The 16,091-nt window shown below is 53.4% G+C and carries 16 protein-coding genes; 15 read left to right on the top strand and 1 reads right to left on the bottom strand.

The features are described from left to right. Positions 1–207: 207 nt before the first annotated feature. On the bottom strand, positions 208–339 hold the full coding sequence (locus FCL49_RS24745; RefSeq protein WP_261410430.1) for a hypothetical protein: 132 nt from the start codon (positions 337–339) through the stop codon (positions 208–210). Between the two features lie 231 nt (positions 340–570). Here FCL49_RS24745 and FCL49_RS04040 point away from each other — a divergent pair, with 231 nt between their 5' ends. The 15 genes from FCL49_RS04040 (at position 571) to FCL49_RS03970 (ending at position 16,065) form a co-directional block, all read left to right on the top strand. Beyond that, complete coding sequence (locus FCL49_RS04040; RefSeq protein ID WP_174352524.1) at positions 571–1,011, top strand: DUF2502 domain-containing protein; 441 nt, start codon at positions 571–573, stop codon at positions 1,009–1,011. A 175-nt stretch (positions 1,012–1,186) separates the two neighbouring features. Beyond that, positions 1,187–2,194 (top strand): vitamin B12 ABC transporter permease BtuC, encoded by a 1,008-nt coding sequence (gene btuC, locus FCL49_RS04035; RefSeq protein ID WP_174352523.1) that lies wholly within the window; start codon positions 1,187–1,189, stop codon positions 2,192–2,194. 41 nt (positions 2,195–2,235) lie between these two features. After that, the gene (locus tag FCL49_RS04030; RefSeq protein WP_174352522.1) at positions 2,236–2,787 is read left to right on the top strand and encodes a glutathione peroxidase; all 552 of its coding nucleotides are present in this window, start codon (positions 2,236–2,238) and stop codon (positions 2,785–2,787) included. Between the two features lie 25 nt (positions 2,788–2,812). Further along, positions 2,813–3,568, top strand: coding sequence for a vitamin B12 ABC transporter ATP-binding protein BtuD (gene btuD / locus FCL49_RS04025; RefSeq protein ID WP_174352521.1), 756 nt, complete (start codon positions 2,813–2,815; stop codon positions 3,566–3,568). Positions 3,569–3,968: 400 nt separating this feature from the next. Then, complete coding sequence (gene arnB / locus FCL49_RS04020; RefSeq protein ID WP_174352520.1) at positions 3,969–5,123, top strand: UDP-4-amino-4-deoxy-L-arabinose aminotransferase; 1,155 nt, start codon at positions 3,969–3,971, stop codon at positions 5,121–5,123. Further along, positions 5,110–6,090, top strand: coding sequence for an undecaprenyl-phosphate 4-deoxy-4-formamido-L-arabinose transferase (gene arnC / locus FCL49_RS04015; RefSeq protein ID WP_135316305.1), 981 nt, complete (start codon positions 5,110–5,112; stop codon positions 6,088–6,090). Before arnB ends, arnC begins: the two co-directional genes overlap by 14 nt. Further along, positions 6,090–8,072, top strand: coding sequence for a bifunctional UDP-4-amino-4-deoxy-L-arabinose formyltransferase/UDP-glucuronic acid oxidase ArnA (gene arnA, locus FCL49_RS04010; protein WP_174352519.1), 1,983 nt, complete (start codon positions 6,090–6,092; stop codon positions 8,070–8,072). Before arnC ends, arnA begins: the two co-directional genes overlap by 1 nt. After that, positions 8,069–8,974, top strand: a complete 906-nt coding sequence (gene arnD / locus FCL49_RS04005; RefSeq protein ID WP_174352518.1) for a 4-deoxy-4-formamido-L-arabinose-phosphoundecaprenol deformylase — start codon at positions 8,069–8,071, stop codon at positions 8,972–8,974. The genes arnA and arnD overlap by 4 nt, the downstream gene beginning before the upstream one ends. After that, entirely contained in the window at positions 8,971–10,638 is a 1,668-nt protein-coding gene (gene arnT / locus FCL49_RS04000) for a lipid IV(A) 4-amino-4-deoxy-L-arabinosyltransferase (protein ID WP_174352517.1), read from the top strand. Before arnD ends, arnT begins: the two co-directional genes overlap by 4 nt. After that, on the top strand, positions 10,635–10,982 hold the full coding sequence (arnE, locus tag FCL49_RS03995) for a 4-amino-4-deoxy-L-arabinose-phosphoundecaprenol flippase subunit ArnE (protein ID WP_135316309.1): 348 nt from the start codon (positions 10,635–10,637) through the stop codon (positions 10,980–10,982). Before arnT ends, arnE begins: the two co-directional genes overlap by 4 nt. Further along, positions 10,979–11,368, top strand: coding sequence for a 4-amino-4-deoxy-L-arabinose-phosphoundecaprenol flippase subunit ArnF (arnF, locus tag FCL49_RS03990; protein WP_174352516.1), 390 nt, complete (start codon positions 10,979–10,981; stop codon positions 11,366–11,368). Before arnE ends, arnF begins: the two co-directional genes overlap by 4 nt. Before the next feature lie 176 nt (positions 11,369–11,544). Further along, positions 11,545–12,009 carry an NlpC/P60 family protein gene (locus tag FCL49_RS03985; RefSeq protein WP_135316311.1) on the top strand — a complete coding sequence of 155 codons (465 nt, stop codon included), beginning with the start codon at positions 11,545–11,547 and terminating at the stop codon, positions 12,007–12,009. A 57-nt stretch (positions 12,010–12,066) separates the two neighbouring features. Beyond that, positions 12,067–13,080, top strand: a complete 1,014-nt coding sequence (locus tag FCL49_RS03980) for a lipoate--protein ligase A (protein WP_174352515.1) — start codon at positions 12,067–12,069, stop codon at positions 13,078–13,080. 552 nt (positions 13,081–13,632) lie between these two features. Then, entirely contained in the window at positions 13,633–14,370 is a 738-nt protein-coding gene (locus tag FCL49_RS03975; protein WP_174352514.1) for an EAL domain-containing protein, read from the top strand. Positions 14,371–14,622: 252 nt separating this feature from the next. Then, positions 14,623–16,065 carry a protein adenylyltransferase SelO gene (locus FCL49_RS03970; RefSeq protein ID WP_174352513.1) on the top strand — a complete coding sequence of 481 codons (1,443 nt, stop codon included), beginning with the start codon at positions 14,623–14,625 and terminating at the stop codon, positions 16,063–16,065. Positions 16,066–16,091: the final 26 nt, after the last annotated feature.

The raw sequence follows: 16,091 nt of genomic DNA, 5'->3' as shown, positions 1-16,091 counted from the left end.
GAAACCAAAAAAGGCCGCTTTGCGGCCTTTTTCTTTTTTAGAGGGAAATTTCGGTTTATTCTTAGACTGCAAAAAACAAATATTCCCATTCAATAATATTCACGTCATTTTTTAAAATTAAAATAATCTATTGCTTGCGGATTATTCTTATATTTATTTTGTATTCTGATGGGGTGGAAATAAATCAGGGGCCGAAGCCCCTGGGGATTAATAGTGATTGTAGTAGTGGCCCGATCCGCCACCGCCACGGTGGCCACCACCGTGAGGCCCGAAACAGCAGGCGCTAAGCGCCGTACTCAGTACCGCAACGGTCAATAGCAGTCCAATGCGTTTAATCATAATAGTGTCTCTCTGGTGGGTGTTGGCTTTATTATAAATAGCGTCGGACATTTGGTATGTCAGCTATTCGTTAACGGTTGTTAGCGGCTATTTTATTCAAATAATAAAAATAGAATGTATGGAATCTGTAAGGGAGATGAAAACGATCTGAAAATAGGCATTGGTGAGATAGGCGCGAAATAAGCACACTGATATAACCCCCTCAGCAAGAAAATAAAGTCGGAGCGTACAATGAAAAAGATCCTGTTGCTGGTGTGTTTACCGCTGCTGCTGCCGGTGGCTGCGCAGGCGGATGTCTCTATCGATATCAACGTGCCGGGGGTTGCGGTGCATCTGGGGGATCAGGACCATCGCGGCTACTATTGGGATGGCTATGACTGGCGTCCGCCGCAATGGTGGCATGAGCACCAGGGGCGTGGTAGGGGTGAACGCAATAATCGGGGTATGTATTGGGATGGTGGCCGCTGGCAATCCTCGCCGCCGCGTGGTTACGATCATCGTGGCCCTGACCGGGGCGGTAACCCGTTCCACGGTGAGCGCGATAATCGTAACGACGGTGACCACCATGACAATGGTAACCATCATGACAACGGCGATCGCGACAATGGCCGTGGTAATGACAATGGCCACGGTAAACCTTACCCGCAAAACGATAACGACCCTCGTCGCTAATTGATTCAACGGCGGCTGATTTTGCCATCACTTACGGGTGACTGGCAGGATTAGCTGCTGTTTTCCTGCGATTCACCTGATGCAATGCTTTCCCTTCAGGCACTAACCCCCTAATATTTGACCCAGACGTCAATTATTCGGCCGCCTCCGCGGCCAGCAGGGAATCGCCACGCCTATGTCAGCCAGCCAGACCTTTACCTTATTGCTGCACAAACAACGCCATCGCGATAAACGCCAATTGTTGCTGCTAACGCTGGGTGTTGCCGTGGCCTTTGTTTTCAGCCTCAGCGCGGGCGACGTTTGGCTTTGGCCCTCACAGTGGGCGGGCGAAGCCGCGCAGCTGTTTGTCTGGCAATTACGCCTGCCGCGTGCGCTGGCAGTGATGTTGGTGGGGGCCAGCCTGGCGGTCGCCGGGGCGGTGATGCAGTCGCTGTTTGAAAACCCGCTGGCCGAACCGGGTTTGCTGGGCGTCGCCAACGGGGCCGGGGTGGCATTGGTGTTAACGGTGCTGCTGGGCAATGGCCTGTTGCCGGTAGCTTTTATGAGCCTGAGCGCCATTGCCGGCGCGTTGATCATGACCTTCCTGCTGCTGAGTTTTGCCCGCCGAAAACGTCTGACCAATGCACGCTTACTGCTGGTGGGGGTTGCCTTGGGCATAGTGTGTAGCGCGGTGATGACCTGGGCGGTATATTTTAGTTCCAGCCTGGACCTGCGTCAGCTGATGTATTGGATGATGGGCGGTTTTGGCGGTGTCGACTGGCGGCAGAAATGGCTGGTGGTGGCGTTGTTACCGGTGCTGCTTTGGCTGTGTTGCCAGGGCAAGGCGCTGAACTTTATGGCTCTGGGCGAGGTACAGGCATGTCAGCTCGGGCTTTCCCTGCACCTGTGGCGTAATCTACTGGTACTGGCCATCGGCTGGCTGGTGGGCGTCAGTGTAGCATTGGCCGGGGTGATTGGCTTTGTCGGACTGGTGATACCGCATATGCTGCGTCTCAGCGGCCTGACCAATCAGCGATATTTATTGCCGGGCTGCGCACTGGCGGGTGCCGGTGTGTTGCTGGCGGCCGATGTGGTGGCGCGTATTACGCTGCTGTCGGCTGAATTACCCATCGGCGTGGTAACCGCCACGCTGGGGGCACCGCTATTTATCTGGTTACTGACCCGGGTAAAAAGCTTAAGGTAGTTTCTCTGTTCACCTGCAAGTAAAACAAGAGGATAAGCTCCATGACTCAAGCGATTTATGACATTCCGCTGAACACTATCGAAAATCAATCCACCACGCTGGGCAAATATAAAGGCAGCGTGTTGCTGGTGGTTAATGTGGCTTCGGAATGTGGCCTGACCAAGCAATATGCCGGGCTGGAAGCCCTGTACGAAACCTACCGTGACCAGGGGTTTGAGGTATTGGGCTTCCCATCCAACGAGTTCCTCGGACAGGAGCCTGGCAGCAACGAAGAGATCCTGGCGTTTTGCCGTGGCACCTTTGGCGTTGAGTTCCCGATGTTTGCCAAGCTTGAAGTGAACAGCGAAAACCGCCATCCGTTGTACCAGGCATTGATTGCTGCCGAACCGCAGGCCGTGGCGCCGCAGGACAGTGGATTCCTGGAGCGCATGAGCAGTAAAGGCCGGGCACCGAAGCAAACCGGGGACATTCTGTGGAATTTTGAGAAATTCCTGATCGGACGTGATGGCAAGGTGATCCAACGTTTCTCCCCGGACATGACACCGGAAGATCCTGCGTTGGTGGCCGCCGTCAAACAGGCGTTGGCCGAGTAATATAAAGAAGGAGCGATAATTCATAATGCTGCAACTCAGTCAGGTTGGGGTAGAAGGGCGTCTGGCCCCGTTTTCAGCACAGGTCGATGCTGGGTTGCAGTTTCACCTTATTGGTCCGAACGGTGCCGGCAAAAGTACACTGCTGGCTTGCCTGGCGGGCATACTGCCCGGCACGGGGGAGATCCTGCTGGCAGGCCAACCGCTGGCGGGTTATCAGGGCAATGAGCTGGCTCTGCGCCGTGCTTATTTAAGCCAGCAACAGCCACCGGTGGCGCTGATGCCGGTATTCCAGTATCTGGAACTGCACCGGCCTGCAGGGAGCACGGAACAGGCGCTGGAGAGCACCATTGTTTATCTGTGCCAGCGTTTAAAATTGATGGACAAGCTGCCGCGTATGCTGACTCAGTTGTCCGGCGGTGAATGGCAGCGGGTGCGGTTGGCCGCGGTATTGCTGCAGGTTTGGCCGACGGTCAATCCTCATAGCCAACTTTTGCTGCTGGATGAACCGACCAATAGTCTGGACGTAGCGCAGAAGGTGGCGCTGGATCGGTTGCTGCGTGAGTTTTGTCAGAGTGGGCGCAGCGCGTTGGTTTGCGCGCACGACCTTAATCATACCTTGCAGCAGGCCGATCGGGTCTGGTTGCTGCATGCCGGGCGTCTTGTCGCGCAGGGCACCACGCGGGAAGTGATGGAGCCGGTGCTGCTTTCACAGATCTATGACGTGGATTTTCACCTGCAGGCAGTCGGCGATCAACGCTGGATTATGACCAAAACGGCATAATGCGTTAGTGCATTGAAAATGCGACTTAAACGGAAAATAAACGGACCTGATATAAATAGCCGGGTAACGACCGGCTTTATTTTGCCACCGCTCTAAAAATTACCTCATCAATCTTGAAAACCGTCGCTGACGTGCTACGATGATTAAGTTCAAACAAAATAATTAAATAATTACATATAACTATAACTAATTGATTATCAAATCAATTTAATTTAATGATGATGGCCCCCGCAGATCAGATAGCTAGCTGATAATAAATCGCATCTTAAGGTTTAGTTAAGCTTGCGGCCGTACATTGGCAGTTAATCCACCAGGAACGATTCTCTCTGGCGTTTAATATTCGTTAAATAAAAGAGATCTACAGTGTCATTAAAGCAGTTTGATACGTTTGGGGTTAACTATGGATCAATTTTTACCTTTCTCACGCCCGGCGATTGGCGATGAAGAGATCGCGGCGGTAGAAAAGGTACTGCGCTCAGGTTGGATCACCACCGGGCCGCAAAATCAGCAGTTGGAAAGTGAGTTCTGTGCCACCTTTGGCTGCAAACACGCCATTGCCGTCTGTTCCGCTACTGCGGGTATGCACATCACCCTGATGGCGCTAAACATTGGCCCAGGCGATGAAGTTATCACCCCTTCACAGACCTGGGTTTCTACCCTCAACATGATTGAATTGCTCGGCGCGACGCCGGTGATGATTGACGTTGACCGCGATACGCTGATGGTCAGCGCCAGTGATGTTGAAGCCGCCATTACGACAAAAACCAAAGCCATTGTCCCGGTGCACTACGCCGGCGCACCACTGCAGATGGATGCATTGCGTGAAGTGGCTAAACGTCACAACCTTCCTCTGATTGAAGACGCCGCCCATGCGGTGGGTGCCCGTTACAACGGTGAGTGGGTAGGGGCTCGCGGCACGGCAATATTCTCATTCCACGCGATTAAAAACCTGACCTGTGCCGAAGGCGGCCTGATCGCCACCGACGACGACGAACTGGCGGATCGCCTGCGCTGCCTGAAGTTCCACGGCCTGGCCGTTGATGCTTTTGACCGCCAGCAACTGGGGCGCAAGCCACAGGCCGAAGTGGTCGAGCCTGGTTATAAATACAATCTTTCCGATATCCACGCCGCCATCGCCGTGGTGCAGTTGGCCCGCTTGCCGCAGCTTAATGCTCGCCGCAAGGCGCTGGCACAACGTTATCTCACCGCACTGGAAGGTTCGCCTTTCCTGCCGCTGGGGCTCCCTGATTATCCGCACGACCATGCCTGGCATCTGTTTATGGTGCGTGTTGATGCTGATCGCTGCGGTATCGATCGCGATCAGTTAATGGAACGTCTGAAGGAAGTGGGTATCGGTACCGGCCTGCATTTCCGCGCCGCCCACACCCAGAAATTTTACCGTGAACGCTATCCGCAGCTGTCCTTGCCCAATACCGAATGGAACTCGGCACGTCTGTGCACCTTGCCGTTATTCCCTGATATGACCGACGCCGATGTTGATCGCGTGGTTAAAGCCTTGTCTTCTGTTGTGGAGTCGTTACGTGTCTCGCGTTGAACCGATAAAAAAAGTTTCGGTGGTGATCCCGGTCTATAACGAGCAGGAAAGTTTGCCTGCCTTGCTCGAACGTACCACCGCCGCCTGTAAACAACTGACCCAAGCTTATGAAATTATCCTGGTCGATGACGGCAGCAGCGACAATTCTGCCGATATGCTGACCGCCGCGGCTGAACAGCCGGGCAGCTGTGTGATTGCCGTGTTGCTCAACCGTAACTATGGCCAACATTCAGCCATCATGGCCGGTTTCAATCAGGTCAGTGGCGATCTGGTGATTACGCTGGATGCCGATTTGCAAAACCCGCCGGAAGAGATCCCTCGTTTGGTGAAAGTGGCGGAAGAAGGTTACGACGTGGTGGGCACCGTGCGTGCCAACCGTCAGGATTCCTGGTTCCGTAAAAGCGCCTCACGCATCATCAATATGATGATCCAACGTGCCACCGGTAAATCGATGGGGGATTACGGCTGCATGTTGCGCGCCTATCGCCGCCATATTATCGAGGCGATGTTGAACTGCCACGAGCGCAGTACCTTTATCCCCATTCTGGCGAATACTTTTGCCCGTCGCACCACTGAAATTGAAGTGCTGCATGCCGAGCGCGAGTTTGGCGATTCCAAATACAGCCTGATGAAGCTGATTAACCTGATGTATGACCTGATCACCTGTCTGACCACAACACCGCTGCGTTTGCTCAGCGTGGTGGGCAGTGTGGTGGCGCTGTCAGGTTTTGTGCTGGCGGTACTGTTGATCGCCCTGCGCTTGATTATGGGGCCTGAATGGTCGGGCGGCGGGGTGTTCACCCTGTTTGCCGTGTTATTTACCTTTATCGGCGCCCAGTTTGTCGGCATGGGCCTGTTGGGAGAGTACATCGGTCGCATCTATACCGACGTTCGTGCTCGTCCACGTTATTTTGTTCAGAAAGTGGTCGGTGAGCAGCCGAACCACAATACTCAGGAAGAAGAATAATGAAAGCTATCGTATTTGCTTACCATGATATTGGCTGCGCGGGTCTGAAAGCGCTGACTGACGCGGGCTATGATGTTCAGGCGGTATTCACCCATACCGACGATCCTGGTGAGAACAACTTTTTCTCCTCCGTTGCCCGTGTGGGTGCCGAATTGGAGTTGCCGGTTTATGCGCCGGAAGACGTTAACCACCCGCTGTGGATTGAACGTATCCGCGAGATGCAGCCTGAGATTATTTTCTCATTCTATTACCGCAATATGCTGAGCGAACAGCTGCTGTCACTGGCGCCAAAAGGCGGCTTCAATCTGCATGGCTCACTGCTGCCGCATTACCGTGGTCGCGCACCGGTAAACTGGGCGCTGGTCAACGGTGAAACCGAAACCGGTGCCACGCTGCACAAAATGGTTAAGCGTCCGGATGCCGGTGATATTGTTGGCCAACAAAAAGTGGCGATTGCCGCTGAAGATACCGCGCTGACGCTGCACAAAAAAGTGCTGGAAGCGGCACAGACGCTGCTGAAAGAGCAACTGCCGAAGCTGAAAAACGGGACCGCCTCATTCACCAAGCAAAACGAAGCTGAAGCCAGCTATTTTGGTCGTCGCACTGCGGCAGACGGTGAAATTCTGTGGCATAAATCCGCGCAGGAAATCAACAACCTGATCCGCGCCGTGACCGAGCCTTACCCTGGTGCTTTCAGCTACCTTGGCCAGCGTAAACTGATTGTCTGGCGTGCCCGCGTGCTGGATACCCAGCACGATAAGCAGCCGGGTACCGTGCTCAGTACCTCTCCGCTGATCATTGCCTGCGGTGAAGGTGCGCTGGAAATTGTGGCCGGCCAAAACGAATCGGGCCTGTACGTGCAAGGCACTCGTCTGGCGCAGGAAATGGGTATCGTCACCGATGTCCGTCTGGCCGCGAAACCTAACGCAGTAATGAAGCGCAGAACCCGCGTGCTGATCCTTGGCGTTAACGGTTTTATCGGTAACCACCTGACCGAACGTCTGCTGCGTGATGACCGCTACGATATCTACGGTCTGGATATCGGTTCTGACGCCATCAGCCGTTTCCTGGATAATCCGCGTTTCCACTTCGTGGAAGGGGATATCAGCATCCATTCCGAGTGGATCGAGTACCACATCAAGAAATGTGACGTGGTTCTGCCGCTGGTGGCGATTGCTACGCCGATTGAATACACCCGTAACCCACTGCGCGTATTCGAGCTGGATTTCGAAGAAAACCTGAAAATCGTCCGCGACTGCGTGAAATACAACAAGCGCATTATCTTCCCGTCCACCTCCGAGGTGTACGGCATGTGTGACGACAAGGAATTTGACGAAGACCACTCACGCCTGATTGTTGGCCCGATCAACAAACAGCGCTGGATTTACTCGGTATCCAAGCAGTTGCTGGACCGAGTGATCTGGGCCTACGGCGCCAAAGAAGGCTTGAAGTTCACTCTGTTCCGTCCATTTAACTGGATGGGGCCACGTCTGGATAACCTGGATGCCGCGCGTATCGGTTCTTCCCGTGCCATTACCCAGCTGATCCTCAACCTGGTGGAAGGCTCGCCAATTAAATTGATGGACGGCGGCGCGCAAAAACGTTGCTTCACCGACATCAATGACGGTATCGAAGCGCTGTTCCGTATTATCGAAAACCGTGATGGCCTGTGCGACGGCCAGATCGTTAACATCGGTAACCCGACCAACGAAGCCAGCATCCGCGAATTGGCAGAAATGCTGCTCGAAAGCTTCAATAACCATCCGTTGCGCGATCGTTTCCCGCCGTTTGCCGGCTTCAAGGACGTTGAAAGCAGCAGCTATTATGGTAAAGGTTATCAGGACGTTGAGCACCGCACGCCGAGCATCAAGAATGCCCGCCGTTTGCTCGATTGGCAGCCAACCATCGCCATGCAGCAAACCGTCGCTGATACGTTGGATTACTTCCTGCGTACTACCGTTCAGGAAGGTGACGGTGCATGAAGAAAGTCGGTCTGCGAGTTGACGTAGATACCTTCAGCGGCACCCGGGAAGGGGTGCCGAAGTTGCTGGAGCTATTCGACAAATACAATATACAGGCCAGTTTTTTCTTCAGCGTTGGACCGGACAATATGGGGCGCCATCTGTGGCGCCTTTTGCGTCCGAAATTCCTGTGGAAAATGCTGCGCTCTAATGCTGCATCACTGTACGGCTGGGATATTTTGCTGGCAGGCACGGCCTGGCCGGGGCGTAATATTGCCCGAGCCCTGGGGCCGTTGATGAAATTGACCGCACAGGCTGGACATGAAGTGGGGCTGCATGCCTGGGATCACCAGGGTTGGCAGGCCAAAGTTGGCCGTTGGTCAGAAGCGCAACTGATGCAGCAGGTTCAGCTCGGTGTCGATGCGCTGGCCAACAGCATCGGTCAGCCGGTCAAATGTTCGGCGGTTGCCGGTTGGCGTGCCGATACGCGGGTGCTGGAAGTGAAGCAGCGCTTTGGTTTTCACTACAACAGCGACTGCCGTGGCACCCATCCCTTCCGTCCGGTATTAAGCGATGGTCGGGTGGGAACCGTACAGATCCCGGTCACGTTGCCCACCTTTGATGAGGTGATTGGCAGTGAAGTGAGTATGTCTGACTTCAACGATTACATTCTGCGGGCGATTGAAAACGATCGCGGTGTGCCGGTGTATACCATTCATACAGAAGTGGAGGGCATGTCACAGGCCGCGATGTTTGAGCAGTTACTGCAGCGGGCGCAACGGCAGGGCATAGAATTCTGTCCGTTAAGCGCACTGTTGCCGCAAGATTTGGCGTCATTGCCATTGGGCCGCGTCGAGCGCGCTCCTTTCCCTGGCCGCGAAGGTTGGCTGGGTTGTCAAACCGATGTGAAGGACGATTCATGAAGGCGCTAAAAGGATCATGGGCCATTTTGTTGGCCATTTTTTTTGCTCTGGTTTACCTGATTCCGCTCAACGGTCGCCTGCTTTGGCAACCGGACGAAACCCGCTACGCCGAGATTAGCCGCGAAATGCTGCAACGCGGCGACTGGGTAGTGCCACATTTGCTTGGCCTGCGTTATTTTGAAAAACCGGTGGCCGGCTACTGGTTCAATAACATCAGCCAATGGTTGTTTGGCGATACCAACTTTGCGGTGCGCTTTGGTTCGGTATTCAGTACCGGCATGACTGCGTTGCTGGTCTTTGCACTGGCGATGCTGATGTGGCGCAATGCGCGCCGCGCCAGCCTGGCGACGTTGATTTTCCTGTCGATGGTGCTGGTATTCAGTATCGGTACCTACAGCGTGTTGGACCCGATGATTTCCCTGTGGCTGGCTGCTGCGATGGTCAGTTATTATCTGACGCTGAAAGCGACCACGGCCAAAGGCAAGCTGGGTGGCTACGTGCTGTTGGGGCTGGCCTGCGGCATGGGCTTTATGACCAAGGGCTTCCTGGCACTGGCGGTGCCGGTGATCGCGGTGATCCCGATTGTCATTCAACAACGGCGAATTAAAGATCTGCTGATCTACGGCCCGGTGGCTATCGTGGTGGCAGTGTTGCTGAGCTTGCCTTGGGCGCTGGCCATTGCACAACGTGAGCCGGATTTCTGGAACTACTTCTTCTGGGTGGAGCATATTCAACGTTTCGCCGAGGACAATGCACAACATAAAGCCCCGTTCTGGTATTACATCCCGATTTTGATGGCGGCGGTGTTGCCCTGGTTGGCGTTGCTGCCGGGATCCTTGCTCAAGGGCTGGCGGGAGCGTGTTCAGCGCCCGGAGCTGTTCTTCCTGCTTAGCTGGGTGATGATGCCGTTGATCTTCTTCAGCATCGCCAAGGGCAAGCTGCCGACCTATATTCTGCCGTGCATGGCACCCCTGGCGTTGCTGATGGCGGCCTATGCCGAAGATTGCGTGGCGGCATTGCGCAGCAAGGTATTCAAGGTTAACGCCGTATTAAACGGATTGTTCGGATTAATCGGCATCCTGGCGCTGGTGGTTCTGGGCTCAGGACTGTTACCTAAAGTGCATTTGTTTACCGCGCAGGAGTGGCCGAAAATTGTTATCGGCATTATCGCCTTTGCCGGCTGGTTGTTGTTTGCCGTGGTGTCGGTGCGTAACCATGCACAACGCTGGAGCTGGGCAGCGGCTTGCCCAGTGTTGCTGTGCCTGTTGATTGGTTACGCCATTCCACAACAGGTGACGGACTCCAAGCTGCCGCAAAACTTCGCCCGGGTGAATATGGCTGAGTTAAGCCACAGTCGCTATGTACTGACCGACAGCGTTGGCGTGGCGGCAGGTTTGGCCTGGGAGCTGAAGCGCAGCGACGTATTGATGTTTAACCAGAAGGGAGAGATTTCTTATGGTTTGGAGTATCCGGATGCGCGCAGCAATTTCATCAGCGAAAGTGATTTCCCGCAGTGGTTGGCTCAGGCGCGCAAGCAGGGTGACGTCTCACTGGTGTTGCAGTTGTCGCGAGGGGAAAGCATTGATCAGCAAAACCTGCCGAAAGCCGATAAGGTCGAAGTGATGAACCGTCTGGCGTTGTTCTGGTACCAACAGCAGCCATGATAGTCGGCTATTTGTTGGTGGTCGTGGTCAGTCTGCTCACCTGTGGTGGGCAGCTGTGCCAGAAACAGGCCGCTCTGAGCTGGCAGTTACCTCCCGAAGTCAGAAGGGGGGTAACGCTGCGCTGGCTGGCGCTGGCCGTTTTGCTGCTGGGACTGGGCATGGCGGTGTGGCTTAACGTATTGCAACGTTTGCCGCTCAGCCTGGCCTATCCGACGCTTAGCCTGAATTTTGTTCTGGTGACGCTGGCCGCCCGCTGGCTGTTTAATGAGCCCACGACCGCACGCCATTGGTACGGAGTGGCTTCAATCATGCTGGGGATCCTGCTGATGAGTATCAATCCATGAGGGGCTATGCCTGGGGCGCGGCCAGCGTGCTGCTAGTCACGCTGGCACAATTGCTGATGAAGTGGGGCATGGCGCAGATCCCATTGATGTCATTTGCCGACGTCACACTGAACCTGTTTATTCAGTACTGGTTGCCATTACTGACGGTCAGCGGTGGTATTTTCGGCTATGCGCTGTCCATGTTGTGCTGGTTCTTCGCGTTGCACCATTTGCCACTCAACCGTGCTTATCCGCTGTTGAGTGTAAGTTATGCGCTGGTCTATCTGGCGGCGGTGATCCTGCCGTGGTTTAACGAATCTGCCACGCTGCTGAAAACCTTGGGCACGCTGTTTATCCTGTTTGGCGTGTGGCTGATTAACAGTCAGACCCAGGTAAAAACGTCCTAATAGCACAAAAATCGGCACCAATTCGATTATCTCCTTCATCATGCTTGCCTTTTTCCCTCGCTGGGGGATAAATTAGCCCAAAATAGCGCTTTCCTTAGCTGGTGCCGGCTTTGCCTCGCAGGCGGAATGCTTTAGCAGGTGGCATGAAGCGGCAATCTGTTCAATGAAGGGATATTATGCGGATGCGTATTTGGTTTTTATTAGCCAGTTTGATTCTTGCCGGTTGCAGCAGCCATGCACCGCCGCCGAGCGGCAGACTGGCCGATTCGATAGTGGTTGTCGCTCAGTTAAACGAACAGCTGCGTCAATGGTACGGTGCCCCTTATCGCTATGGCGGGTTAGACCGCGGTGGCGTCGACTGCTCCGGGTTTGTTTATCGCACCTTCAGCGATCGTTTCGATATGCAATTGCCGCGCTCTACTGAGGCACAAACCTCGCTGGGAACCAAGGTTTCACGCGATGAGCTGATGCCCGGCGATCTGGTGTTTTTCAAAACCGGTGGCGGTGAGAATGGTTTGCATGTGGGCATTTATGACACCAACGATCAGTTTATCCATGCCTCAACCAGCCGCGGCGTGATGCGTTCCTCGCTGAACAACGTCTACTGGAAGAAGGTCTACTGGCAGGCGCGGCGCATTTAGTCTTAACCCTTTGATTTGGTGTATCATGGCGGCATCACATTCTTAACGGTGACTGCCATGAGTAACTTACGCCTGCTGATTTCCGATTCCTACGATCCCTGGTTCAATCTGGCTGTGGAAGAGTGCATCTTCCGCGAAATGACTACGCAGAAAATTCTGTTCCTGTGGCGCAATGCCGAAACCGTGGTCATTGGCCAGTCACAAAACCCCTGGAAAGAGTGCAACACCCGCCGCATGGAGCAGGACGGTATTCGTCTGGCACGCCGCAGCAGCGGCGGTGGTGCGGTATTCCACGATTTGGGCAATAGCTGTTTTACCTTTATGGCGGGTAAACCCGGTTACGATAAAACCGTCTCTACCGGCATCATTCTGCAGGCTCTGGCTCAGTTGGGCATCACGGCCAGCGCATCGGGGCGCAATGATCTGGTGATTGATACCGCAGAGGGCGTGCGTAAAATCTCCGGCTCGGCCTACCGGGAAACTCAGGATCGTGGGTTCCACCATGGCACCTTGTTGCTGAACGCGGATCTCAATCGCCTGGCCGATTACCTTAATCCTGACCCTAAAAAATTGCAGGCCAAGGGCATCACCTCGGTACGTTCTCGCGTGGCCAATCTGGCGGAGTTTAAAGCCGATATCAGCCACCAACAGGTGTGCGAGGCTATCACTCAGGCGTTCTTTGAGCATTATGGCGAGACTGCGAAAGCAGAAATCATTTCTCCCGATGTTTACCCCGATTTACCGGATTTTGCCGCGCAGTTTGCCAAACAAAGCAGCTGGGAATGGAATTTCGGCAAGGCGCCGGCGTTCAGTCACCTGCTCAATGAGCGGTTTGTCTGGGGTGGGGTAGATATCTTCTTTGACGTGGAAAAAGGCGCCATTTGCCGGGCGCAGATTTTTACCGACAGCCTCAACCCGGCACCGTTGCAACGGTTGGCCGAGATGCTGGTGGGCTGCACCTATCGCAGTGAGGCGTTGGCCGATTGCTGCGATGCTTTGATTGTGCAGTACCCCGAACAGGCTGCAGAATTAACCGAACTGCGTCAATGGTTGCTTGAAACGATCAAATAACGTGCGGATCCTGAATGCTCCGGGATGAGGCAACTCATCCCTTTTTTATGTCACGGGTTTGCCTCTCTTTCCTGTTGTTATCCTTGTTTGCAAAAAATACAGTCAAAACACTCAACTAGCATAACTTCCCTAAAAATCAAGGTGGGCATTTTTTTGCCGAATCAATGCAAGGAATAACGCCAGGAATTGATGCGTTATTAAATTTAATCAGTTAAGCTCGCTGCTCTGTACCTAGGCCAGATATACGTATTTGATATTTAACCCGGAATAGGAATTTCTTTAATTAAAACAATGACGATAAGTCAAATTTTCAGAATTACCCTATCCCATAAGCTAAATATGTCTCAAATTCATGCCGTGGGCCACGGTTGTTGCCTTAAGCCAAATTGTTTTCATATCCGCGTTATCGCCATCTAATATAGCTTTAATCTATCAATTAAATGATAAGTTATGACTGGCAGCATTGATATTTCCGATTAATCTCACAGGGATTGATCGATAAAATATATTGATATACGATGAGATGTTCGCCATTCAGCCTATGGCATTGAAATGAAAATCCAACTCGAAGCTGACTTTATTAGTAGCTATGTTTTTCAACCTGTTTACTCAATGGAGGGCAGGCTGTTGGCGGTGGAAATCTTGAACCGTTTTAATAGTCTGGACGGTGATTTGGCGATGCCGGCTGACATTGGGATTAATTTATTGTCCACCGATCAAAGGATTGAGTTATTTAATGAACAATTGAGTTTGGCGGAGCAGAATGCCGCCTGGTTCGTCGAAAACGAGGTATTGCTGACGCTTAATGTCGAAGAAACCCTGGTCGATTTGATCCTTACTGACGGTCCATTATGCGAACGGATCAGACAATGGTCATTTATCGCCTTTGAAATCAGCGAGGGTTTTCCAAATCTTTCGGCGGGGAAAAACAATGAAAAAATCCGTCGGTTCAGTGAGAAGTTCTCACTGTGGCTGGACGATTTTGGTTCTGGTCAGGCAACTCTGACCGCATTGTACGATGGTCTATTCGACTACGTGAAAATCGATAAGCGTTTTTACTGGCAGTTGTTTACCCACCAGGGTTATGACGTGGTGATTGACTCGCTATTAAAGAATATCAATCTGCTGTGCAAGGGAGTGATCGTCGAAGGAATAGAGAAGGAGGAATATTTTAATAAGCTCAGACACGCCGGTGTTTTTGGCCTACAAGGTTTTTTATGGCCCAGCGTTGGTGTGGATAATCTGGCGGCGTTACGGGTAACGCCCGATGAGTTCAATAAAAATAATTGAGAGTACTGCACACACAATGGTTCCAATAATGGACGGGATGAGGTGGTTGCTATCCCGGTACTGTTATTCATTATCAATCTCTCGCTGATAAAGTATTTTATTCATCAGCGAAAAAGGTTTTCTAGCCGTATCGGCTTACATAAAAGCTAAATCCCCCGCATCTGTCCTGGTATCAGGCAGATGCGTTCTCCCTGCATTTCTTCCGTGTTAATCCCCACGCTCAGGCTCTACACTAGGTGGAACGGAGGGCCTATGCCGCAGTTTGAAAACGCTTACCAACAACAATTAGCCGGTTTTTATACCGAATTGAACCCCACGCCGTTAAAGGGAACTCGCCTGCTGTATCACAGCGAGCCACTGGCGCGTGAGCTGGGGCTGGATGAAAGCTGGTTTACCCAGGATAAAACCCCGATTTGGGCAGGAGAAACGCTGCTGCCGGGTATGCGACCGCTGGCACAGGTGTACAGCGGCCATCAGTTCGGCGTCTGGGCCGGGCAGTTGGGTGATGGTCGCGGCATTCTGCTAGGTGAACAACGGCTGGCGGATGGCCGCAGCATGGACTGGCATCTGAAAGGGGCCGGTTTGACGCCGTATTCGCGTATGGGCGATGGCCGTGCGGTGCTGCGCTCGGTGATCCGTGAGTTCCTGGCCTCCGAGGCATTGCATCATCTGGGTATTCCAACCTCGCGCGCGCTGACCATTGTGACCAGCGAACAGCCCGTCTATCGCGAACAGGCCGAGCGTGGGGCGATGTTGTTACGCGTAGCGGAAAGCCACGTGCGCTTCGGTCATTTCGAACATTTTTATTACCGTAAGCAGCCGGAGCAGGTGCAGCAGTTGGCTGATTTTGTGATTGCCCGCCACTGGCCGCAGTTTAAAGATCAGAGTGATGGCTATTTGCTGTGGTTTACCGATGTGGTTGAGCGCACCGCCCGGCTCATTGCCCATTGGCAGACCGTCGGTTTTGCTCACGGTGTGATGAACACCGATAACATGTCGATTCTGGGCATCACCATCGATTATGGGCCATACGGCTTCCTTGACGATTATAAGCCCGACTATATCTGTAACCATTCCGATCATCAGGGGCGTTATGCCTACGATAACCAGCCGGCGGTGGCGCTGTGGAACCTTCACCGCCTGGCGCAAACCCTGTCCGGGCTGATGAGCACCGAGCAGCTGCAAAATGCGCTGGCGGCCTATGAACCGGCCCTGATGCGTGCCTATGGGGAACAGATGAGGGCCAAGCTCGGCTTCTTCACCCAGTCGCAGCAGGATAACGATTTGCTGACCGGATTGCTGAGTCTGATGGCGCAAGAGGGGCGGGACTATAGCCGCACATTCCGCTTGCTAAGCCAGACGGAGCAACAGCAGGCGCAGTCGCCACTGCGAGATGAATTTATCGATCGTGCCGCATTCGATAGCTGGTATCAGCAGTACCGCCAGCGCCTGCAGCAAGAACAGGTGAGTGACGCGCAGCGCCAGCAGGCGATGAAGGCAGTGAATCCGAAGCTAATCCTGCGCAACTATCTGGCACAACAGGCGATTGAAAGTGCCGAACAGGATGATGTCAGTCAACTGGCGCGTTTGCATCAGGCGTTACTGGCGCCGTTTGCGGATAACCCAGAGTATGACGATCTCGCCGCGTTGCCACCGGATTGGGGCAAACATCTGGAGATCTCTTGCTCTAGCTGATTGGCGAAGAAAGATGACGGGCGCGG

Source organism: Serratia proteamaculans, from assembly GCF_013337185.1.
In the GTDB taxonomy this organism is placed as follows: Bacteria; Pseudomonadota; Gammaproteobacteria; order Enterobacterales; family Enterobacteriaceae; genus Serratia; species Serratia proteamaculans_D.
This window is presented reverse-complemented; position numbering and strand designations above follow the sequence as displayed.

Bases quoted from the DNA above. Each gene is read 5' to 3' on its own strand.
- FCL49_RS04040 (WP_174352524.1), top strand. From the start codon at position 571: ATGAAAAAGATCCTGTTGCTGGTGTGTTTACCGCTGCTGCTGCCGGTG.
- FCL49_RS03975 (WP_174352514.1), top strand. From the start codon at position 13,633: ATGAAAATCCAACTCGAAGCTGACTTTATTAGTAGCTATGTTTTTCAA.
- FCL49_RS03980 (WP_174352515.1), top strand. From the start codon at position 12,067: ATGAGTAACTTACGCCTGCTGATTTCCGATTCCTACGATCCCTGGTTC.
- FCL49_RS03985 (WP_135316311.1), top strand. From the start codon at position 11,545: ATGCGGATGCGTATTTGGTTTTTATTAGCCAGTTTGATTCTTGCCGGT.
- FCL49_RS04030 (WP_174352522.1), top strand. From the start codon at position 2,236: ATGACTCAAGCGATTTATGACATTCCGCTGAACACTATCGAAAATCAA.
- btuC (WP_174352523.1), top strand. From the start codon at position 1,187: ATGTCAGCCAGCCAGACCTTTACCTTATTGCTGCACAAACAACGCCAT.
- FCL49_RS24745 (WP_261410430.1), bottom strand. From the start codon at position 339: ATGATTAAACGCATTGGACTGCTATTGACCGTTGCGGTACTGAGTACG.
- arnE (WP_135316309.1), top strand. From the start codon at position 10,635: ATGATAGTCGGCTATTTGTTGGTGGTCGTGGTCAGTCTGCTCACCTGT.
- arnF (WP_174352516.1), top strand. From the start codon at position 10,979: ATGAGGGGCTATGCCTGGGGCGCGGCCAGCGTGCTGCTAGTCACGCTG.
- arnB (WP_174352520.1), top strand. From the start codon at position 3,969: ATGGATCAATTTTTACCTTTCTCACGCCCGGCGATTGGCGATGAAGAG.
- arnA (WP_174352519.1), top strand. From the start codon at position 6,090: ATGAAAGCTATCGTATTTGCTTACCATGATATTGGCTGCGCGGGTCTG.
- btuD (WP_174352521.1), top strand. From the start codon at position 2,813: ATGCTGCAACTCAGTCAGGTTGGGGTAGAAGGGCGTCTGGCCCCGTTT.
- FCL49_RS03970 (WP_174352513.1), top strand. From the start codon at position 14,623: ATGCCGCAGTTTGAAAACGCTTACCAACAACAATTAGCCGGTTTTTAT.
- arnT (WP_174352517.1), top strand. From the start codon at position 8,971: ATGAAGGCGCTAAAAGGATCATGGGCCATTTTGTTGGCCATTTTTTTT.
- arnD (WP_174352518.1), top strand. From the start codon at position 8,069: ATGAAGAAAGTCGGTCTGCGAGTTGACGTAGATACCTTCAGCGGCACC.